This is a genomic window from Pseudomonas ogarae (genome assembly GCF_014268695.2).
In the GTDB taxonomy this organism is placed as follows: domain Bacteria; phylum Pseudomonadota; class Gammaproteobacteria; order Pseudomonadales; family Pseudomonadaceae; genus Aquipseudomonas; species Aquipseudomonas kilonensis.
This window is the reverse complement of sequence record NZ_CP077086.1, coordinates 1,180,448-1,202,518: the sequence shown is the minus strand read 5'-3', so window position 1 is coordinate 1,202,518 and position 22,071 is coordinate 1,180,448. Positions and strand designations below refer to the sequence as shown.

16 protein-coding genes and 1 other RNA gene are annotated in these 22,071 nt (G+C 59.3%); 12 read left to right on the top strand and 5 right to left on the bottom strand.

Features of this window, described 5'->3' with window-relative positions:
* Nucleotides 1-160 precede the first annotated feature (160 nt).
* Nucleotides 161-1,834, top strand: a complete 1,674-nt coding sequence (gene recN, locus HU749_RS05080; protein WP_186650561.1) for a DNA repair protein RecN — start codon at nucleotides 161-163, stop codon at nucleotides 1,832-1,834.
* A gap of 75 nt (nucleotides 1,835-1,909) precedes the next feature.
* Here recN and fur read toward each other — a convergent pair whose 3' ends face one another.
* On the bottom strand, nucleotides 1,910-2,314 hold the full coding sequence (gene fur / locus HU749_RS05075; RefSeq protein ID WP_003197684.1) for a ferric iron uptake transcriptional regulator: 405 nt from the start codon (nucleotides 2,312-2,314) through the stop codon (nucleotides 1,910-1,912).
* 97 nt (nucleotides 2,315-2,411) lie between these two features.
* Between fur and HU749_RS05070 the strand changes: the two genes are divergently transcribed.
* A complete protein-coding gene (locus tag HU749_RS05070) occupies nucleotides 2,412-2,939 on the top strand; it encodes an outer membrane protein assembly factor BamE (RefSeq protein WP_046063142.1) in 528 nt (175 codons plus the stop codon).
* A 59-nt stretch (nucleotides 2,940-2,998) separates the two neighbouring features.
* Here HU749_RS05070 and HU749_RS05065 read toward each other — a convergent pair whose 3' ends face one another.
* The 3 genes from HU749_RS05065 to HU749_RS05055 are packed head-to-tail and all read right to left on the bottom strand — an operon-like array spanning nucleotide 2,999 to nucleotide 5,152.
* A complete protein-coding gene (locus tag HU749_RS05065; protein WP_095974212.1) occupies nucleotides 2,999-3,301 on the bottom strand; it encodes an RnfH family protein in 303 nt (100 codons plus the stop codon).
* Entirely contained in the window at nucleotides 3,298-3,741 is a 444-nt protein-coding gene (locus HU749_RS05060) for a type II toxin-antitoxin system RatA family toxin (protein WP_014336563.1), read from the bottom strand. The genes HU749_RS05065 and HU749_RS05060 overlap by 4 nt, the downstream gene beginning before the upstream one ends.
* Before the next feature lie 7 nt (nucleotides 3,742-3,748).
* Nucleotides 3,749-5,152 carry a sodium-dependent transporter gene (locus tag HU749_RS05055; protein ID WP_046063185.1) on the bottom strand — a complete coding sequence of 468 codons (1,404 nt, stop codon included), beginning with the start codon at nucleotides 5,150-5,152 and terminating at the stop codon, nucleotides 3,749-3,751.
* A gap of 118 nt (nucleotides 5,153-5,270) precedes the next feature.
* Here HU749_RS05055 and smpB point away from each other — a divergent pair, with 118 nt between their 5' ends.
* A complete protein-coding gene (smpB, locus tag HU749_RS05050; protein WP_003197663.1) occupies nucleotides 5,271-5,753 on the top strand; it encodes an SsrA-binding protein SmpB in 483 nt (160 codons plus the stop codon).
* Between the two features lie 119 nt (nucleotides 5,754-5,872).
* Here the strand turns inward: smpB and HU749_RS05045 are convergent, their stop codons facing one another.
* On the bottom strand, nucleotides 5,873-6,640 hold the full coding sequence (locus HU749_RS05045) for an FCD domain-containing protein (RefSeq protein WP_014336561.1): 768 nt from the start codon (nucleotides 6,638-6,640) through the stop codon (nucleotides 5,873-5,875).
* 262 nt (nucleotides 6,641-6,902) lie between these two features.
* Between HU749_RS05045 and HU749_RS05040 the strand changes: the two genes are divergently transcribed.
* From HU749_RS05040 to HU749_RS05000, 9 genes are all read left to right on the top strand, one after another.
* Complete coding sequence (locus HU749_RS05040) at nucleotides 6,903-8,597, top strand: lactate permease LctP family transporter (protein ID WP_186650559.1); 1,695 nt, start codon at nucleotides 6,903-6,905, stop codon at nucleotides 8,595-8,597.
* Nucleotides 8,598-8,747: 150 nt separating this feature from the next.
* The gene (locus HU749_RS05035) at nucleotides 8,748-9,572 is read left to right on the top strand and encodes a (Fe-S)-binding protein (protein WP_046063138.1); all 825 of its coding nucleotides are present in this window, start codon (nucleotides 8,748-8,750) and stop codon (nucleotides 9,570-9,572) included.
* Nucleotides 9,569-11,026, top strand: a complete 1,458-nt coding sequence (locus HU749_RS05030; protein ID WP_079301753.1) for a LutB/LldF family L-lactate oxidation iron-sulfur protein — start codon at nucleotides 9,569-9,571, stop codon at nucleotides 11,024-11,026. The genes HU749_RS05035 and HU749_RS05030 overlap by 4 nt, the downstream gene beginning before the upstream one ends.
* The gene (locus HU749_RS05025; RefSeq protein ID WP_046063136.1) at nucleotides 11,023-11,694 is read left to right on the top strand and encodes a LutC/YkgG family protein; all 672 of its coding nucleotides are present in this window, start codon (nucleotides 11,023-11,025) and stop codon (nucleotides 11,692-11,694) included. Before HU749_RS05030 ends, HU749_RS05025 begins: the two co-directional genes overlap by 4 nt.
* The gene (locus HU749_RS05020) at nucleotides 11,691-14,558 is read left to right on the top strand and encodes an FAD-binding and (Fe-S)-binding domain-containing protein (protein ID WP_079301752.1); all 2,868 of its coding nucleotides are present in this window, start codon (nucleotides 11,691-11,693) and stop codon (nucleotides 14,556-14,558) included. The genes HU749_RS05025 and HU749_RS05020 overlap by 4 nt, the downstream gene beginning before the upstream one ends.
* Nucleotides 14,559-14,654: 96 nt before the next feature.
* Complete coding sequence (locus HU749_RS05015; RefSeq protein WP_079301751.1) at nucleotides 14,655-14,945, top strand: PA2433 domain-containing protein; 291 nt, start codon at nucleotides 14,655-14,657, stop codon at nucleotides 14,943-14,945.
* 96 nt (nucleotides 14,946-15,041) lie between these two features.
* Nucleotides 15,042-15,437: a transfer-messenger RNA gene (gene ssrA / locus HU749_RS05010) on the top strand.
* Between the two features lie 173 nt (nucleotides 15,438-15,610).
* On the top strand, nucleotides 15,611-16,816 hold the full coding sequence (locus HU749_RS05005) for a tyrosine-type recombinase/integrase (RefSeq protein ID WP_186650557.1): 1,206 nt from the start codon (nucleotides 15,611-15,613) through the stop codon (nucleotides 16,814-16,816).
* Between the two features lie 140 nt (nucleotides 16,817-16,956).
* Complete coding sequence (locus HU749_RS05000) at nucleotides 16,957-21,849, top strand: DEAD/DEAH box helicase (RefSeq protein ID WP_186650555.1); 4,893 nt, start codon at nucleotides 16,957-16,959, stop codon at nucleotides 21,847-21,849.
* The last annotated feature ends 222 nt before the right edge of the window (nucleotides 21,850-22,071 follow it).

The following is a 22,071-nucleotide window of genomic DNA, read 5'->3' as shown; positions in this document are numbered from 1 at the left end:
GGCTATCTGACGAATTAACCTTACAAAAAACAGCTGCATAACCATTCCTCGCAGCGCTAAGAAAATCATCTGCCCAAGCAAATCGAGCTAAGCGAGGGCATTGTCAGGCCGAAACAAAACACTGTATAAATAACCAGACCTAAAGCCTGGGAGCGGCCTTATGCTGGTGCACCTGTCCGTACACAACTACGCCATCGTCGAACACCTCGACCTCGAACTCGATCGAGGCATGAGTGTGATCACCGGTGAAACCGGCGCAGGCAAGTCGATCATGCTCGATGCCCTGGGCCTGACGCTGGGCGATCGCGCCGACAGTGGCGTGGTGCGCCCCGGAGCGGACAAGGCCGACATCCTGGCGACGTTCGACCTGGTCGACATCCCCGAGGCCAGCGCCTGGCTGGCCGAACGCGACCTGGACACCGACGGCCTGTGCATCCTGCGCCGGGTCATCACCGCCGAAGGCCGCTCCCGAGGCTACATCAACGGCACGCCCTGCCCCTTGGGCGATCTCAAGGCCCTCGGCGAGCTGCTGATCGACATTCACAGCCAGCATGAACACCAATCCCTGCTCAAGACCGACACCCATCGCCGCCTGCTGGATGAATACGCCGGCGCCACGGACCTGGCCCGGCAAGTCCACCTGGCGGCCCAACGCTGGCGCCAGACCCGGCAGGAACTGGATCGACTCTCCAATTCCGGCGACGAACAGCGCGCCCGCCACCAGTTGTTGAGCTACCAGCTCGAAGAGCTGGAGAACCTGGCCCTGGGTGAAAATGAACTGGAAGAACTGGAACAGGAACACAAGAACCTGACCAACGCCGAAACCCTGCTGGGCATCTGCCGCCAGGTGGTCGAACAATGCAGCGAGAGCGATTCGGGCAATGTCCTCAATGCACTGACAGCGAGCCTGAACCGACTCTCCAGCGTGAACAATTCGGTGGGCGCCTTGAACGAAGCGACCAACCTGCTGACCAGCGCGCAGATCCAGGTCGAAGAGGCCGTCGGGGAGCTAAACCGGTTCCTCGATCATTTCGATGCCGACCCAGCCCGCCTGCAATACCTGGAAGAGCGCCTGGATAGCATCTATACACTGGCGCGCAAGCATCGTATCCAGCCAACCGACGTTGCCGAACTCCAGCAGCGGCTGCTGGAAGAACTGGAAACCCTGAACGCCAACGATGAGTCCATCGAGCGCCTGGGGGACGAACTGGCGTCTTATGCCCGTCATTACCAGGAAAAGGCCAGGGAGCTCAGTGAATTGCGGCAGCATGCCGCAGCAGGGCTGGCCAGCGCCGTGGAGCAGGAGATCCAGCGCCTGGGCATGCCGGGCGGGCGCTTCACCATCGAATTGCGCCCCAACGCTGGCGACGAGCTCCAACCCAATGGGCTGGAACAGGTGGAATTGCTGGTCAGCGCCAACCCCGGACAACCGCTCAAAGGCTTGGCCAAAGTCGCCTCCGGCGGTGAGTTGTCGCGAATCAGCCTGGCCATCCAGGTCATCACCGCACAAACCTCTCGCGTGCCGACACTGGTATTCGACGAAGTGGACGTGGGTATCGGTGGCCCAACTGCAGAAATTGTCGGCCAGTTGCTGCGCCGGCTGGGGGAACGCGGCCAGGTGCTGACCGTCACTCACCTGCCTCAGGTCGCCGCCCAGGGACACCAGCATTTATTTGTGCACAAGGTGCGCGGCGAGGACGCGACTCGTACCGCCGTGTCCAAGCTCAACAAAAACGAGCGCGTGGAAGAAGTGGCACGAATGCTCGGGGGCATCGACCTCACCAAGGAATCCCTGGCCCACGCGAAAAAAATGGTCGTTACCGCGAAAATCTGAGAACAGCAGAAAGCACGAAGGCGACCCTGGGGTCGCCTTCGTTCGTTTCGCGAACCTTAAGTCCGCGCGACATGCTTACTTTTTCTTGCGTACGTACAGCACAAGATTGTGATCAACCATCTCGAAGCCATACTTGTCGACGATTGCTTTCTGCAGCCGCTCGATTTCTTCGTCGAAGAATTCGATCACTTCACTGGTCTCGACGTTGACCATATGGTCGTGATGCTTGCCGTCGTCCAGCTCGAAGACCGCATGGCCTCCGTCGAAGTTGTGTCGCACCACAAGGCCAGCTGCCTCGAACTGGGTCAGAACACGGTAAACCGTGGCCAGACCGACGTCCTCACCAGCCTCCATAAGCGCCTTGTAGACATCTTCAGCACTCATGTGGCGTTGCTCGGCGGAATCGAGCATTTGTAGAATCTTGACCCGTGGCAGGGTCACTTTGAGGCCGGCTTTGCGTAGTTCGCTATTTTCAACCATGGTCAGCTTTCTCGCGATGCTGCTTCGCAGCTTCTCTTAATGCGGGTATGATCGGCGTTTACGTTGTCCCAGCCAAGATAGTGGAAGTCGCCCACCGATGCAAAACACCAAGCTCTTGCTAACCAGTTTCACCTTTGTGGGACTGCTCGCACTCGCCGGTTGTTCATTCCCCGGGGTTTACAAAATCGACATCCAGCAGGGCAATGTCGTCACGCAGGACATGATAGACCAGTTACGCCCGGGAATGACCCGCCGGCAAGTACGGTTTATCATGGGCAACCCCCTGCTGACCGACACGTTCCATGCCGATCGCTGGGATTACCTGTACAGCTTGCAGCCAGGCGGCGGTGAGCGCCAGCAGGAACGCATCAGCGTTATCTTCAGCCCTGACGACCAACTCGTCAGCCTGTCGGGTGACTTCATGCCTGGCGTGAGCCGTGACGAGGCCATCATGGGCAAGGACAGCGGCACCACCGTTACCGACCCGGCCCAGAATGCCGAACAGCCGAAACCGGAAAAACCGGTCAAGCCAGGTTCGCTGCTGGACCAGATCCAAAAGGACGTGGACCAGGTCGAGACTGTACCCGTCCCGACGCCAGAGCCTCTGGATACCTCGCCGCAATAAATCGCGACAATAAAAAACCCGGCATGCCGGGTTTTTTATCGCCTGCCATTCCGGCCAGGTTATTGCTCCGATTGGCGCGCCTGGGCAGCCTTGGCCGCGCGCAGGCGCCGAATTTCCTTCGGATCGGCCAACAACGGGCGATAAATCTCCAGTCGATCAGCCGCCTGCACCACCTGGCGCTCTGGATCGGCAACCTGCTTGCCAAAAATCCCCACCGGGCAAGTCGCCAGATCCAGTTCCGGGAATGCATCGGCAATCCCCGAGGCCACCAGCGCTGCGCGAACACTGGTGCCTTCCTGCACCACGCATGCGCGCAAGACTTGGCGATCCACCGCGGCATACACCACTTCTATCTCAATCAACGCTTGAGCTCTGCATTCTGCTTGGCCCGCTGGCAGAACGCGTCGACCAGGGTATTGGCAGCCTGATTGAACAGCGGCCCCAGCGTCGCCCGCACCAGTGGGCCGGCGTAGTCGAACGACAGGTCCAGGCTGATCTTGCAGGCCTTCTCACCCAGCGGCTTGAACACCCAGACACCGTGGAGCTGATTGAAAGGCCCTTCTTCCAGGTTCATCTCGATGGAATGCCCCGGCACCAGCGTATTGCGCGTGACGAAGCGCTGACTCAAGCCACTCTTGGCAATGTTGAGGCTGGCGCGCATATGAGTTTCGGAACTCTCCAGCACCTCCGCCGATGAGCACCACGGCAAGAACTCCGGGTAGCTCGCCACATCGTTGACCAGGTCATACAGCGCCTGCGCCGGATAGGGCAGCAAGGCCGAGCGTTGAATATGTGTCGTCATGTAAGCGTCACTTCCACAGCTGGGCGGCAAACACTACAAGAATGCCGATGGGCGCCACGTAGCGCATCAAGAACAGGCTCAAACCAAACAATACCGGGCTGCGCAGCGACAGTTCATCACGCACCGCTTCACGCCCCATGATCCATCCTGCAAACACTACGAAACACAAACCACCCAATGGCAGCATGATCCGCGAGGTGAAGAAATCAATCACGCCGAAGAAATCCAGCCCTCCGGTTGCGCCCCACTGGTAGAGATGGAACAGCCCGCCTTCGTTCACGAAAAACTTCGCTTGCTTCCATATATTGAAGGAGAACACCGTGCCCAGGCCGACAAACCAACAGGTGAAAGCCAGCCAGAAGGTTACCCAGGCACGACTGAGCCGGGTCCGTTCAACCAGGTAAGCCACCATGGGTTCCAACAGGGAGATGGCCGAACTCCAGGCCGCGATGGCCACCAGGAGGAAAAACACCACGCCCATTACCTGACCGAACGCCATGCTGCCGAAGGCAAAGGGCAGGCTGACGAACATCAACCCGGGCCCCTCACTGGGGTTCAGGCCAGCGGCGAACACAATCGGAAACAATGCCACCCCCGCCAACAGCGACACGAAGGTATCCAACAGCGCGACGCCGACAACGGTCCGGGTCAGGGATGCATTCTTGGGCATGTAAGCGCCGTAGATCATGATCGACCCGACCCCGACGCTGAGGGAGAAAAACGCATGCCCCATGGCCGGTAGCAGGCCATCCATGACTTTCTCAGGCTTGAAGTCGAACATGAAATGCACGCCTTCCATGAAGTGCCCGGTGGTCATGCTGTAGCCCAGCAACACCAGGATCATCACGAACAGCAACGGCATCATGATCCGCAGGCTGCGCTCAAGCCCGGCCACCACACCCCGGGCAATCACCACCGCCGAGAGCACCATGAAGATCGTGTGCCAGAGGGTCAGCCGCCAGGGATCGGCGATCACATTGCCGAAGTAGGCGCCCACCTGATCCGGCGTGGCCCCTTGGAAATCCCCGCGCCCCATGTCGATGATGTAGTCCAGCGACCAGCCACCGACCACGCTATAGAAAGACAGGATCAACAGCGCCGTGATCATTCCGGCGAAGGCGCCCCACGACCACTTGGGCGAATGCCCTGCTTCCAGCGCCAGCACCTTCAGGGCATTGGCCGGGCTTTGCCGGGCACGACGACCGATCAGGGTTTCGGCCAGCATCACCGGCGCGCCGATGAGCGCAATGCACGCCAGGAACATCAATACGAAGGCACCGCCACCGTAGACGCCGACCATGTAGGGGAATTTCCAGATACTGCCCAGCCCCACCGCCGAACCGGTTGCAGCGAATATAAAGACCCAGCGGCTAGCCCAACTGCCGTGGACAGAAACCTTGTCTGTCGACATCGTGATCACGCCCAAGCGTTCGAAAAAGAGGCCGCATTGTCCGGGATTCACTCAACGTGCTCAAGCACGCAGCTTCACCGTAGCCGACACGCACGCAACTGCCTATAATGCCGCCCCTATGGCTAAACAGAAGAAACACCCAACAGGGACCATCGCGCAAAATAAAAAGGCGCGACACGATTACTTCATCGAACAACGTTTCGAGGCTGGCATGGTCCTGGCCGGCTGGGAAGTAAAGAGTCTGCGTGCCGGCAAGGCGCAACTGGTCGACAGCTACGTGCTGCTCAAGGACGGCGAGGCCTGGCTGCTGGGCAGTCATTTCACGCCGCTGACCACCGCCAGCACCCACGTGATCGCCGACCCGACGCGCTCGCGCAAGCTGCTGCTCAACAAGCGCGAGCTGGAAAAGCTCTTCGCCTCCGTGCAGCAGAAGGGCTACACCTGCGTCTGCACGTCGTTGTACTGGAGCAAGCACTTGATCAAGTGCGAGATCGCCCTGGGCAAGGGCAAGAAGGAATACGACAAGCGCGACACCGAACGCGAACGCGATGCCGGCCGCGAGCTGCAGCGCGCTGTGCGCAACAAGGGCAAGGAAGACTAGCCCGGGATCAACTGTGGGAGCCGAGCTTGCTCGCGATGGCGTCGACACATCCGGCAGTGATGGGTCAGACAGACCGCTTTCGCGAGCAAGCTCGCTCCCACAGGGGTCCACCGGCGCGATTACATCCCTTTACGCCGCTCCGCCCGCGCCACGCGCTGCACTTCCTGACGCACCTCTTCCAAGACTTCCTGCACATACAAGATATGCCGGCTGGACACTTCCCGCGCCTGTTCGGCGTGCCCGTCCATGATGGCCTGGTACAGCTCTCGGTGCTGGCTGATCAGCATGTCGCGAGTTTCACTGCGCTGCTTGTACATGCCGCCGATATTGGTGACGACGTTGCGCTTGAGCAGGTCGAACAAGCCGCGGATGGTGTGCAGCAACACCGCGTTATGACTGGCCTCGGCGATCGCCAGATGAAACCGGGCATCCGCCGCGCCCTCCTCCGCCCGGCTCACCTCGTCGTGGCGTGAGTAACAATCCTGCAGCTCGTCAAAGGCCGCCGTCAGCCGTTCGCGATCCACCTCCGTGGCCCGCTGCGCCGCGTAATAAGCGCAGGACGCTTCCAGGGTGTGACGGAACTCCAACAAGTCACGCTGCGCTTCGGGATTGCTTTCCAACAGTTGCAGCAGCGGATCACTGAACGTCGAGCCCAGCGACTCCACCACATAGTTGCCGCCGCCCTGACGACTGACCAACAAGCCTTTGGCCGCCAGTTTCTGGATCGCCTCGCGCAACGAAGGGCGTGACACGCCGAACTGCTCAGCCAGGGTCCGCTCGGCAGGCAGCCGCTCACCGGACTTGAGCGTGCCCTCAAGGATCATGCCTTCAAGCCGCTCGACAATATCGTCAGACAAACGGCGCTGACGAATCTGATCAAACCCCATAACTCAATTCTCCACGATCCCGACGGCTCGCCGGGCTCTCTATTCTGGCCCATCCGGGCCTTGTCCACACCCATCAAAAGCTGTTTTCAGCACCGGATCAGATGCCCTCTGCACCGCTTATTCGACGAAAGTTTCAGGGCGGCAAATTGACACACGACAACCAAGGCTTTTACCCTAGCCAACAGCGATTGTAAATTGGTATTACCAATTAACCAAACCCGCTGGCAGTGCCTGACCAACAACAATTAGGGGCCCACCCATTATGCAAACCTGGCAACAGCTCTACAGCCCGCTCGGCAGCCTCGGCTTGTCCGCCCTCGCGGCCGTTATTCCCATCGTATTTTTCTTCCTGGCCCTGGCGGTATTTCGCCTCAAGGGGCATGTGGCCGGCAGCATCACCCTGGCGCTGGCGATTGCCGTGGCGATCTTCGCGTTCCAGATGCCGGCAGACATGGCCTTTGCCGCCGCCGGCTATGGCTTTGCCTATGGCCTGTGGCCCATCGCCTGGATCATCGTCGCCGCCGTATTCCTCTACAAACTGACGGTCAAGAGCGGCCAGTTCGAGGTGATTCGCAGCTCGGTGCTGTCGATTACCGATGACCAGCGTCTGCAAGTTCTGCTGATCGGCTTTTGCTTCGGCGCATTCCTGGAAGGTGCCGCCGGCTTCGGCGCACCGGTGGCGATCACTGCCGCCCTGCTGGTCGGCCTGGGCTTCAACCCCCTGTACGCCGCCGGCCTGTGCCTGATCGCCAACACCGCCCCAGTGGCGTTCGGCGCGCTGGGCATTCCGATTATCGTGGCCGGCCAGGTCACCGGAATCGACGCCTTCAAGATCGGCGCCATGACCGGTCGCCAATTGCCCTTGCTGTCGTTGTTCGTGCCGTTCTGGCTGGTGTTCATGATGGACGGCCTGCGCGGCGTGCGGGAAACCTGGCCAGCGGCATTGGTGGCAGGCTTGAGCTTCGCCATCACCCAGTACTTCACCTCCAACTTCATTGGCCCGGAACTGCCGGACATCACCTCCGCCCTGGCCAGCCTGATTTCCCTGACGCTGTTCCTGAAAGTCTGGCAGCCCAAGCGCACCGCTGGCGCCCAGATTGCCGGCGCCACCTCCAGCGCAACGGTCACCGCCAGCGTCGGCGGTTTCGGTCAACCGCGCAGCACCGTGGCTTCGCCCTACAGCCTGGGGGAAATCATCAAGGCCTGGTCGCCGTTCCTGATCCTGACCGTATTGGTGACGATCTGGACCCTCAAGCCGTTCAAGGCGATGTTCGCCGCTGGCGGTTCGATGTACGGCTGGGTGTTCAACTTCGCCATCCCGCACCTGGACCAGATGGTGATCAAGGTCGCGCCCATCGTGATCAACCCCACTGCCATTCCGGCCGTGTTCAAGCTTGATCCGATTTCCGCCACCGGCACGGCGATTTTCTTCTCGGCACTGATCTCGATGCTGGTGCTCAAGATCAACATTAGAACTGGTCTTACCACTTTAAAAGAGACCTTCTACGAGCTGCGCTGGCCCATTCTTTCCATTGGCATGGTGCTGGCGTTCGCCTTCGTCACCAACTTCTCCGGCATGTCCTCGACCATGGCCCTGGTCCTGGCGGGCACGGGCGCGGCGTTCCCGTTCTTCTCGCCATTCCTTGGTTGGCTGGGCGTGTTCCTGACCGGTTCCGATACCTCGTCCAACGCGCTGTTCGGCTCGCTGCAAGCCACCACCGCGCATCAAATCGGCGTCAATGACACCCTGCTGGTGGCGGCCAATACCAGCGGCGGCGTGACCGGCAAGATGATTTCGCCGCAATCGATCGCGGTGGCCTGCGCCGCGACCGGGCTGGTGGGCAAAGAATCGGATCTGTTCCGTTTCACCCTCAAACACAGCCTATTCTTTGCAACGATTGTCGGCCTGATCACGTTGGCCCAGGCCTACTGGTTTACCGGCATGCTGGTTCATTAAGTCCTACACGTAATACTGGAAAAACCGACGCCGAACCGTGATTCGGCGTCTGCTATTCACAACCGGGTCTGCAAGGCTGCTGAAAGATTTCCTGTCTATATTCAGCAGCCTCAGCGGACGGATAACCGGGACCACCCGGAGACACGCCTGATGAGCGAGCTTTTTTACAACGCCGTGCCGAACGCGACCCGTGTCGCCCCGCCATTGCCCGAGCCTCGGCAGTACCCCAGCGAAAAACCGCAACGGGTCTACCTGTTCGGCACTTGCGTGGTGGACCTGTTCTATCCCGAAGCCGGGATGGATGCGATTCATCTGCTGGAGCGCGAAGGAATCCGGGTGGACTACCCGCAAGGGCAAAGTTGCTGCGGCCAACCGGCCTACACCTCGGGCTATACCGAGCAAGCGCGGACAGTGGCACGGGCGCAGTTGGCCTTGTTTGCCGAAGACTATCCGGTGGTGGTGCCCTCGGGCTCCTGCGCCGGCATGCTGCGCGAGCATTACGCCGACCTGTTCAAGGACGAGCCCGACACGCTCAAACAGGTCCAGGCCCTGGCGGCCCGGACCTATGAACTGGCTGAATTCCTGCTGTTTGTCTGCAAGGTGCAACTGAGCGACAGCGGTGAGCCGGTGAAGGTTGCGCTGCACACGTCCTGCTCGGCACGGCGTGAAATGAACACCCACCTGCACGGCCGCGCGTTGTTGGCGCAGCTGCGCAATGTGGAGCGAGTCGACCACAGCCACGAAAGTGAATGCTGTGGTTTTGGTGGGACGTTCAGCGTTCGCATGCCGGATATTTCCGGCGCGATGGTGGCCGACAAGACCCGAGCGCTGAAGGAATCCGGCGCGCACAAGGTCATCAGTGCCGATTGTGGCTGCCTGATGAACATCAACGGCGCACTGGAAAAGCAGCAGGAGGCGCTACGCGGCCAGCACCTGGCGAGCTTCCTCTGGCAGCGTAGCGGAGGTGTCGCATGAGCACGCCGACGCTGATTCCGACCGTTGAGGTGCAGGAAGATTTTCGCGCCCGGGCCCACAAGGCCCTGGACGACACGCAACTGCGAAACAACTTTCGCAGCGCGATGGATTCACTGATGACCAAGCGGGCAACGTCCTTCAGCGATGCCCACGAAAGAGAACACCTGCGTGTGCTGGGCAATGCCGTCCGCGCCCGTGCGTTATCGAAGCTGCCCGACCTGCTCGAGCAACTTGAAAGCAACCTGACCCGCAACGGTGTGAACGTGCACTGGGCGGAAACGGTGGACGAAGCCAACGGCATCGTCCTCTCGATCATCCGCGCTCACGAGGCGCGGCAAGTGATCAAGGGCAAATCGATGGTCAGCGAAGAGATGGAGATGAACCATTTCCTCGAGGCTCGGGACATTGAATGTCTTGAGTCCGACATGGGGGAATACATCGTCCAGCTCGACCACGAGAAGCCTTCACACATCATTATGCCGGCGATCCACAAGAATGCCGGTCAGGTCGCGTCCTTGTTCCACGACAAACTCGGCGTGGAGTACACCAAGGACGTTGACCAACTCATTCAGATCGGTCGCAAGGTCTTGCGGCAGAAATTCTTCGAGGCCGACATCGGCGTCTCCGGCGTCAACTTCGCCGTCGCTGAAACCGGCACGCTGCTGCTGGTGGAAAACGAAGGCAACGGGCGGATGTCCACCACCGTCCCGCCGGTGCACATTGCCGTGACCGGCATCGAAAAAGTCGTCGAGAACCTGCGCGACGTCGTGCCGCTGCTGTCGCTGCTGACCCGTTCGGCCCTCGGCCAGCCCATCACCACCTACGTCAACATGATCTCCGGCCCGCGCAAGGCTGACGAACTGGACGGCCCCCAGGAAGTCCACCTGGTCCTGCTCGACAACGGTCGCAGCCAGGCGTTTGCCGACAGCGAATTGCGCCAGACGCTGAACTGCATCCGCTGCGGCGCCTGTATGAATCATTGCCCGGTCTATACCCGAATCGGCGGTCATGCCTACGGCGAGGTTTACCCGGGACCTATCGGAAAAATCATCACGCCGCACATGGTCGGCCTGGCCAAGGTGCCCGACCATCCGAGCGCCTCTTCGCTGTGCGGCGCCTGCGGTGAAGTGTGTCCGGTGAAGATTCCGATCCCGGCTTTGCTACGCCGGCTGCGCGAAGAAAACGTCAAGGCGCCGGACAGCCCCCATCAGGTGATGCGCGGCCAGGGCAGCAAATACTCGCCCAAGGAACGCTTCATCTGGAATGCCTGGGCTCGGCTCAACAGTTCGCCACGGTTGTATCGGCTGTTCGGGTTCCTCGCCACGCGCCTGCGCGCCCTGACGCCCAACAATGTCGGGCCATGGACCCAGAACCACAGCGCCCCCAAACCCGCCGCCCGTTCATTGCATGACCTGGCCCGCGAACACCTGAACCAGCAGGGAGACCGCCGATGAGCGCCAAGGACAATATCCTCGCCAAGCTGCGTAAAAGCCTGACCGGCGCCACGCCCGTTGCCGACAACTTCGACGTCGAGCTGGTGACGCAGACCTACCGCTATGCGCCCGAGGAGCGCATCCCGCAATTGCGCAAATTGATGGAAGCGGTGCACACCGAAATCCATCTGACATCCGGTGACGACTGGCCGGCGCTGCTCGCGCAATTGCTGCGCGACCGCCAATTGCCGAGCCTGCTCATCGCCCCGACCACCGCGCACGGGGAAAAAATCACACAGTTCTGGGCGAACCATCCGGACCTGCCAACCCTCAAGGCCTACGACCGCCCGGTAGAAGAGTGGAAAGCCGAGTTGTTCAACGACACCCCCGCTAGCCTGACCGGCACCCTTGGCGCCATCGCCGCCACCGGCAGCCTGATTCTCTGGCCGACCCGGGAAGAGCCGCGACTGATGAGCCTGGTGCCACCGGTGCATTTCGCCCTGCTCAAGGCCAGCGAAATCCGTGACAACTTCTATGAAGTGCAGCAGGAATTCGAGTGGGCCCAAGGCATGCCCACCAACGCCCTGCTGGTATCGGGCCCGTCGAAAACCGCCGACATCGAGCAAATCCTGGCCTATGGCGCCCATGGTCCGAAGGATCTGGTGGTTTTGATTCTGGAGGACCAATGACCCTTCCGGCCCCTTTCCTACACGACGTCCAACAACTGATCCCGCAGAAACGCCGTTTCGACGATCCGCTGTCGACCTTGGCCTTCGGCACCGACGCCAGTTTCTATCGGTTGATTCCGAAACTGGTGGTGCGCGTCGAATCCGAAAATGAAGTGATTGCCCTGCTGAAATTGGCCCAGCGCGACCAGGTTCCAGTCACGTTCCGCGCCGCCGGCACCAGCCTGTCCGGGCAAGCCATCAGCGACTCGGTGCTGATTGTGCTGGGGGATAACTGGAACGGGCGCGAGGTTCGTGAGCAAGGTATGCAGATTCGTTTGCAACCCGGCGTGATCGGCGCCCAGGCCAACGCCTGGCTGGCCCCGTTCGGGCGCAAGATTGGCCCAGATCCGGCGTCGATCAATGCCTGCAAAATCGGCGGCATCGTCGCCAACAACGCCAGCGGCATGTGCTGCGGCACGGCGCAGAACACCTATCACACCCTGGCTGGCATCCGCCTGGTGCTGGCCGACGGCACGCGCCTGGACACCGAAGACGACAGCAGCGTGGCGGCTTTTCGTACGAGCCATGGCGAACTGCTGGAACGCCTGACGACTTTGGGCCGCGAGACCCGCGCCAACACTGAACTGGCTGCGCGAATCCGGCATAAATACCGTCTGAAAAATACCACCGGCCTGTCACTCAATGCCCTGGTGGATTTCGACGAGCCTGTGGATATCTTGAGCCACCTGCTGGTCGGCTCCGAAGGCACCCTCGGCTTCATCAGCGCGGTGACCTACAACACCGTTATCGACCATCCGAACAAGGCTTCGGCCCTGATCGTCTTCCCCGATGTAGAGACCTGCTGCAACGCCGTCACCGTGCTGAAAAGCCAGCCGGTATCGGCCGTGGAACTGCTGGACCGCCGCAGCCTGCGCTCGGTGCAGGACAAACCGGGCATGCCGGATTTCGTACAGCATTTGTCGACCAATGCCTGCGCCTTGCTGATCGAATCCCGCGCCGCTTCCTCGTCTTTACTGCAAGAACAACTGGCCCGGATCATGGCCTCCCTGGCTGGTTTCCCGGTGGAAAAACAGGTCGACTTTACCGAGGACCCACGGGAAAACGCCCGGCTCTGGGCGATCCGCAAAGACACCTTTCCTGCCGTCGGGGCAGTACGCAAAACCGGAACCACGGTGATCATCGAAGACGTGACCTTTCCGGTGGAACAACTGGCCATTGGCGTAAACCGCCTGATCGAGCTGTTCGACAAACATCACTACGACGAAGCGATCCTTTTCGGACACGCGCTGGAAGGCAATCTGCACTTCGTCTTCACCCAAGGCTTCAACAACCCTGAAGAAGTCGCACGCTACCAAGCGTTCATGGATGACGTGGCGCAGTTGGTGGCGGTGGAGTTCGGTGGCTCGCTGAAAGCCGAACACGGCACCGGGCGCAACATGGCGCCGTTCGTCGAGCTGGAATGGGGCAGTGACGCCTATCAGTTGATGTGGCAGCTCAAACGCCTGCTCGACCCCAGCGGCATCCTCAACCCGGACGTGGTGCTCAGCGAAGACCCGCAGATCCACCTCAAGCACCTCAAACCGCTGCCGGCCGCCGATGATATTGTGGATAAGTGCATCGAGTGCGGTTTCTGCGAGCCGGTGTGCCCGTCCAAGGACCTGACCTTGAGCCCGCGCCAGCGCATCGTGATCTGGCGCGATATCCAAGCCAAGAAACGCGCCGGCACGGACACCACCGAACTGGAACGTGCCTACCAATACCAGGGCATCGATACCTGCGCCGCCACGGGGCTGTGTGCACAACGTTGCCCGGTAGGCATCAATACCGGCGAGCTGGTGAAAAAACTGCGCAGCCTTGACGCGACGAAGACGAAAACCGCCAACTGGATTGAAGGAAATTTCGCCACCACACTGCAAGGCGCGCGCTTCGCCCTGCACGTGGCCAACGGTGCGCGCATGCTGCTGGGCGCGCCTCGCCTGGCGAGACTGTCGGCCTCATTGACGCGCCTGTCCAAGGGTCAGGTGCCACAGTGGACCAACGCCATGCCCCAGCCGGAAAAGGCGATCCGTTTCAGCCCCGCCGTGTCGGACGAACGTCCGAGAGTCGTGTACCTGGCGGCGTGCGTGTCGCGGGTCATGGGCCCGGCGGCAGCGGACAAGGAGCAGACGTCGCTGTACGACAAGACCTGCGGCCTGCTGGAAAAGGCCGGTTATCAGGTGGTCTTTCCAGACAATGTGGACAGCCTCTGCTGCGGTCAGCCCTTTGCTTCCAAAGGCTACACCGAACAAGCCGAGCACAAGCGCCAGGAACTGATCGGCGCCTTGCTGCACGCCAGTCGCGGCGGGCTCGACCCTATCTACTGTGACACCAGCCCCTGCACATTGCGGCTGGTCCAGGACCTTGGCGACGTGCGCCTGGATCTGTATGACCCGGTGCGCTTCATCCGTACCCACTTGATGGATCGACTCGACTTCACTCCCCAAGAGGCGCCCATCGCCGTGCACGTCACGTGCAGCACGCAGCACCTCGGCGAAAGCCAGGCGCTGATCGACCTGGCGCGCCAATGCAGTAAAAACGTAGTCATCCCCGAAGGCATCCATTGTTGCGGTTTCGCCGGCGACAAGGGCTTCTCCACGCCAGAACTCAATGCCCACTCGCTGCGCTCACTGAAGGACGCGGTACAGCATTGCAGCGAAGGGATCTCCACCAGCCGCACTTGTGAGATCGGTCTTACCCAACACGGCGCAATTGACTACCACGGGCTGGTGTATCTGGTAGACCGTGTCACCCGCCCCAAACCCGCCAACGGTGAGGGCCTTGCAATGGGACTCGAAGAAAAATCGAATTCCTGCGCGTCGCTGTAGTCACTTGAATAGGCCCGGCTGCGCTGGGCCATCCACCGACTCGGCCTGGCCGCGACCGTCCAGCGGCACCGAGACCATACGTTCAAGGAGATACACATGAAGCGCACCGCACTTGCTGGCTTGTTCATTTCCGCTGCGATGTTGGCCTCTCCGGTGTTTGCAGATAGCCAGGCAGACCTTTGCCAGATCAATCTGCAAAAAATCAAGGATGCGAAAGTCAGCACCGAGCAGATGAGCGAAAGCATGAAAACCGATATCGACGCCACCGTCGGGCAGGCCACGGCCGAACAAGCCAAAGGCACCGAGGAAGGCAGCAAGAACTGCATCTCGCTGACCACCCAAGCTCTTCAGAAACTGCAGAACAACACCAAAGGCGGTCAGCAGTAATGTCGCGTGCAGCCAACCTTCGGGTTGGCCTCAGACGCGGATTGGCGTACACTGCAAATGCCTGCCACTCCTCCAGCTTCATGGAGCGGCAGGTTCGGGGCCGTTTAGGATTCGACGCCGGTTGCGAAACTTTAGGTGCATGCCGAGTTGGTAACAGAACTCGTAAATCCACTGTTGCAACTTCTATAGTTGCCAATGACGAAAACTACGGCCAGGAATTCGCTATCGCTGCGTAAGCAGCCTTAGACCTGAGCTTCTGGTACCTTCGGGTCCAGCAATCATTAGGGGATGTCTGTAAACCCAAAGTGATTGTCATATAGAACAGAATCGCCGTGCAGTACGTTGTGGACGAAGCGGCTAAAACTTACACAACTCGCCCAAAGCACCCTGCCCGTCGGGTCGCTGAGGGTTAACTTAATAGACACGGCTACGCATGTAGTACCGACAGCGGAGTACTGGCGGACGGGGGTTCAAATCCCCCCGGCTCCACCATTTAGTCTTCCCAGGAAGACCCAGAAAAGCCGTAAAGCCTAGAGAAATCAAAGCTTTACGGCTTTTTTCTTGCCCGCGTTTTCCCACCTAATCCCAGGGCATCCCACGGTTGACGGGGGCACATATGGGGGCATAAAACGCTCATCAGCTCGCTCGGAGAGGATGTGCCCCCAATGCCCCTGAAAGACACCAACTGCCGTAACGCCAAGCCCCAGGACAAGCCATACCGCCTGTACGACGAACAAGGTTTGTACCTTGAAGTGCAGCCCAACGGAGGCCGTTACTGGCGCTTGAAGTACCGCTTTCTGGGAAAGGAAAAGCGCCTGGCGCTTGGTGTTTATCCTGAGGTCGGCCTGCAGGAGGCCCGGCGCAAGCGTGATGACGCTCGTGTTCAGCTTGCCGGCGGCCAAGACCCTTCGCTGCAACGGCGTATGGCCAAGGTGGTCAGCCAGCTTGATCACCAGCACACCTTTGAGTCGGTTGCCACGCAGTGGCTGAGTATTCGCGAGTCATCCTGGGATCCGGAGTACACCCGCACGGTGCGGCAGCGCCTTGAGCTCAATGCCTACCCCTGGCTGGGAAAACTCCCGATCAGCAGCATCAGCACGCCCATGCTGGTCGAAAACCTGCAGCGCATCATCAAGCGCGGCGCTCGCGAGACGGCGCGTCGTGTTGCCCAGATCTACAAACAGATTTTCGAGTTCGCCGAAGCTGCCGGCATCACCCCACCCAACCAGATCGGGAATCTCGCGCGCACTCTCCCAGCCAAGCGGGTGAAACACTTTGCTGCCGTGACCGACCCTGAAAAGCTCGGCGCTCTGCTTAAAGCACTGGATAGCTACAGCGGAACGATGCCTGTTTGTTGTGCGTTAAAACTGGCTCCGTTGCTGTTCTGCCGACCCGGAGACCTTCGACACATGGAATGGTCGGAGGTCAATCTGGATGCTGGCGAATGGCTGATTCCCGGCCACAAGATGAAAGGGCTCACTGTCACCAAACAGGATCGCCCGGATCATTTGGTTCCCCTAAGCCAGCAAGCAATCGCTGTTCTGCGCGAGCTGAAACCACTCACCGGCAGACATCGGTACGCCTTCCCCTCGGCACGAGGAGGCGACCGGCCGATGTCCAACAATGCCGTACTCAGCGCGTTACGCCGCATGGACATCAGCGGCGACGAAATGACTGGGCACGGCTTTCGTGCGACAGCGAGAACCATAGGCGCTGAGGTGCTGGGGTTTCGCCCCGATCTTCTGGAGCATCAGCTTGCTCACACGGTAAAAAATCCGCTGGGACGTGCGTACGATCGAACCACCTTCTTGCCGGAGCGGCGTGAAATGATGCAGATCTGGGCCGACTTTTTGGACTCGATAAAACGCTGAATGCAAGCGCCCCCATCAGCCAGCAAGCCTTCAAGCTAATACGAGCACTATCTTATCGCTCCAGTACTGGCTGAATTGCTAAACTGCGCCGATTTGGCGCCTGTAATGCGCCAGGCGCAGTCCAAAAGGAATTCCTACCGATGTCAGCCTTATCAGCTTTGCTGAATACCTACCGCAGCGCTTCTGTCACCGAACGCGAAAAAGGTACTTACTTCGAAGAGCTGATTTGCACTTACCTCCGCAACGAAGCCACCTACCGTGACCTTTACGACAGAGTATGGACGTATGCGGAGTGGGCGAAGGAACAAAGCCTCAGTGGCAAGGATGCGGGCATTGATTTAGTGGCTCGCACCCAAGGCACCGGCGAGTACCACGCCATCCAGTGCAAGCTGTACGCCGAGGACTACAAAGTCCAGAAGAAGGACATAGACAGTTTCTTCACCGCCTCGGGCAAGGCACCGTTCTCGCACCGCGTCATCGTCGCCACCACCAACAACTGGAGCGAGCACGCTGAGGACGCGTTGCAGGGCCAGCAGCCTCCGGTCAGTAAAATCGACCTGCAAGCCCTGGAAGACAGCCAGATAGACTGGGCCAAGTACCAGCCCAATCAGGCAGTCGCTCTCAAGGCCAAGAAGCAGCTGCGAGAGCACCAGCAAACCGCGTTGAATGCCGTGGCCGCTGGCCTCAAGGACGCAGAACGCGGCAAGCTGATCATGGCCTGCGGCACCGGCAAGACCTTCACCAGCCTGAAAATTGCCGAGCAGCAGGCCGGTAAGGGTAAGCGTGTACTGTTCCTGGTGCCCAGCCTGTCGCTGCTATCGCAGACCCTTACCGAATGGACGCAGGAAAGCGCCACCCCGCTCCACAGCTTTGCCGTCTGCTCCGACAGCGACGTAGGCAAGAAGCGCAAAGCAGAGGATGACGCCGTTCAGGTGTTCACCCACGAGTTACGCTACCCGGCCACCACTAAGGCAGATCGCCTCGCAGCGCAAATGCTCAAGCGCCATGATGCCGAGCACATGAGCGTGGTGTTCTCCACCTATCACTCCATCGACGTGATCAGCCGCGCCCAGGCTGATCATGGCCTGGCCGCTTTCGATCTGGTGATCTGCGACGAAGCCCACCGCACAACCGGCGCGACCTTCGACGATGATGACGAAAGCACCTTCGTTCGCATTCATGATGTCGACTACATCCGTGCCACCAAACGCCTGTACATGACCGCTACGCCGCGCATCTACGGCGACAACGCCAAGATCAAGGCCGAGTCTGGTGAAGTCACCCTGTGCTCGATGGATGACGAAGCGCTTTACGGCAAAGAGTTGTTCGTCATCAACTTCTCCGAGGCTGTTCAGCGCGGCCTGCTCACCGACTACAAGGTGCTGGTACTCACTGTTGAAGAGAGCGTTATCAGTCGTCGGCTTCAGGAACTGCTGAAGGACGAAGACAATCAACTCAAGGTGGACGACGCCGCCAAGATCGTCGGCTGCTGGAAGGCGCTGGCCAAACAAGGGCTAGCTGAAAATCTTGTGGGTGATGATCAGCCCATGAAGCGCGCTGTGGCCTTCTGCCAGGTCATCTCGCCTAACTACAAAGGAACCAAGCACAAGGTCAGCTCGATCAACATCGCCAGCATGTTCCAGTCAGTGGTTGAGGCTTACCAGGAGTCCGAAGAGATCAACGAGGGCTCGCGCATCATCTGTGAAGCCGCACACGTCGATGGCGGCATGAACGCCAGCCAGAAAGAAGCCAAGCTCAACTGGCTGAAAGAAGAACCACCCACCAACACATGCCGCATCCTTAGCAACGTGCGCTGCCTGTCTGAGGGCGTGGACGTACCGGCACTGGACGCGGTGCTTTTCCTCACTCCGCGCAACTCCCAAGTGGACGTGGTGCAATCCGTAGGCCGAGTGATGCGCAACGCACCAGGCAAGAAGCGTGGCTATGTGGTGTTGCCGGTGGTTATCCCAGCCAATACGGAACCCCATGTAGCCCTCAACGACAATCAGACCTACAAGGTCGTCTGGCAGGTGCTCCAGGCACTGCGCTCGCACGACGACAGCTTCGACGCCATGGTCAACAAGCTCGATCTGATCGGCTCTGACCCGCGCAAGATGGAAGTCATCGCCATCACCGACAAGGCCGAGAAAAAGGCCAGGAAAGCTAGCGGCACCAGCAACGGCCAGGCAGGCAAAGGTCAGTACGGCATTGGTGAGAAACGCGCTAAGTACGATGTCGAAGGTCAGATGACCCAGCAGGCCGAACTGACCTACGAAGTGGGTGAAATCGAGAAGGCCATCTACGCCAAGATCGTCGACAAGTGCGGCAACCGCCACCACTGGGAAGACTGGGCCAACGACATCGCCAAGATCGCCCGCACCCATATCGACCGTATCCAGGGCATTTTGGAGAACCCTGTACACATCAGGGAGAGAGCGACTTTCGAGGCCTTCGCCGCTGAGCTGCGCGATGATCTCAACGACAGCATCAGCGATGGCGAGATCATCGAAATGCTCGCCCAGCATCTGGTAACCAAGCCAGTGTTCGATGCGCTGTTCGAGGAATACAGCTTCGCCAGCCACAACCCCATGTCCAAGGCCATGCAAGGCGTGCTGGACGCGCTCCATGAGCATCACCTGGCCAAGGAAGCCGACACACTGGAAAAGTTCTATGCCAGCGTTCGTCAACGCGCTGCCGGCATCGACAACGCCCAAGGCAAGCAGAAGATCATCGTCGAGCTGTACGACAAGTTCTTCCGCAACGCCTTCCCCAAGATGACGGAGCGCTTGGGCATCGTTTACACCCCGGTCGAGGTTGTGGACTTCATCCTCCACAGCGTCAACCACCTGCTGCAACAGGAGTTCGGCCAAACTTTAGGCAGTAAGGGCGTCCACATCATCGACCCTTTTACCGGCACAGGGACGTTCATCACACGCCTGATCCAGTCGGGTCTGATCAAGCCGGAAGAGTTGCCGCACAAATATAAGCATGAGATCCATGCCAACGAGCTGGTGCTGCTGGCCTACTACATTGCAGCCATCAATATCGAAGCTGCCTATCACGGCGAAGTGATCGACGAGTACACCCCATTTGAAGGTATCTGCCTGACCGATACTTTTCAGATGTATGAGAAGGACGATTTGGTAGATGCACTACTAGAGGACAACAGCGCCCGGCGTAGACGCCAGAAGGATTTGGATATTCGGGTGATTGTGGGTAATCCCCCCTATTCTATTGGGCAAGGTAGTGCAAATGACAACAACACGAATCTCGCTTACCCATCGCTCGATGCCTGCATCGCTTCTACTTACGCGGCACGCTCCTCAATGACGTCCGTGAAGAATATATATGACAGCTATATCCGTGCGATCCGCTGGGCCAGCGATCGTATTGGCGACGCGGGTGTGATCGGCTTTGTCACCAATGCTGGATACTTGGAATCAACGTCTTCCGACGGCATGCGCAAATGCTTGGCGGAGGAGTTCTCTAGCCTCTATGTGTTCCACCTGCGAGGCAATCAACGCACCAGCGGCGAAATCTCTCGGAAGGAAGGGGGCAAAATTTTCGGCAGTGGCAGCCGTACACCCATCGCCATCTCGCTTCTGGTCAAGAATCCCGAGGCGCAGACACATGGGCAGATTTATTTCCATGACATTGGCGACTATCTCAGCCGCGAAGAAAAGCTGGAAAAGATCGCCAACTACGTCAGCGTGGCCGGTATCGAACACTGGCAATCAATCACCCCGGATGAGCACGGTGACTGGCTCAAACAGCGCGACGATAGTTTCAGCCAGTTCATCTTGATGGGAGATAAGAAGGGCGATGCGCCCAAGCTATTTGACAGCTTCTCACTGGGTGTTGCGACCGGCCGAGACTCCTGGGCCTACAACACCAGCAAGCACAAGCTGGAAGTCAATATGAGCAGCATGATTGACTTCTACAATACCGAGGTGGAGCGCTTCAATGCGGCGCATCCAGGGATGGATACCAAAGCACGGCAGGCGAAAGTTGATGGTTTCATAGACACTAATCCGACCCGTATCAGCTGGACTCGCGCACTGAAACAGGATCTTGGCAGAGATCGCAGCTATGCCTTCGACGCCGACTGCATGGTGCCCGGTCTATATCGCCCCTTCACCAAGCAATGGCTGTACTTCAATCGTCGTTTCAACGAGATGGTCTACCAGATGCCGCGCATCTTCCCAGACGCCACATCTGAAAACAGAGCCATCATGGTTAAGGGAAATTGGCGGGGCGATGGCCAGATTGCTTATATGGTCGATAGCGTTACCTGCTTGCAGCCTGACGGCGGTGGTCAATGCTTCCCCCTCTACCTCTACGACGAAGCCGCTCAGGCTTGCGATGACGACCTTTTCGCTGAGCCGGTTGAGGGCGGCTTGCGCCGCCGTGAGGCTATCACGGACACGGGCCAGTCTCACTTCCACGCGGCCTACCCAGGTGAGCAGATCAGCAAGGAGGACCTGTTTTACTACGTCTACGGAATCCTCCATTCCTCGGACTACCGTGAGCGCTTTTCCGACAATTTGAGTAAAGAGCTGCCGCGCATCCCGGCTGTGAAAAAGGCTGCCGACTTCTGGGCCTTCAGCAAGGCGGGCCGCGCCTTGGCCGATCTCCACCTGAACTACGAAACCGTCGAACCCTATCCCCTGACCATCGAGGCCAGGGGCACGTTGAATGGCGCCGATTACCGGGTGGAAAAGATGAAGTTCGCTAAGAAAGGAGACAAAAGCACAGTCATCTACAACCACCGCATCACCCTCAAGGGGATCCCCGAGGCAGCTTGGGAATACGTGGTCAACGGCAAGCCAGCACTGGATTGGGTGATGGATCGCCAAGCGGTGCGTACCGACAAGGCCAGCGGCATCGTCAACGATGCTAACGATTGGGCAGTGGAAACTATGGGCAACCCTAAGTACCCACTGGAGCTGTTCCAGCGCGTGGTCACAGTGAGCGTGGAAACCCAGAAAATCGTCAAGGCGCTGCCCAAACTCGATATCGGTACAGATGATTAGTCGAGTCCGATAAAACGCTGAGCGTTCAGTCAACTACTGACTTGGTTGGGCCAACCTTTCCCAACCAAGGCAGAGCACCTCCTGATTGCCAGCCCGGCACTCTCATGTTAAATAGTACCCGTCCCAAGCGATCCCTATCGATCCGCAACGGTCCGCCACGTCGCCTTGGTAACGACGTTAAAAACTTCGCCTCGTTCGCGTTCGCTGAACGGGCCGCATCAA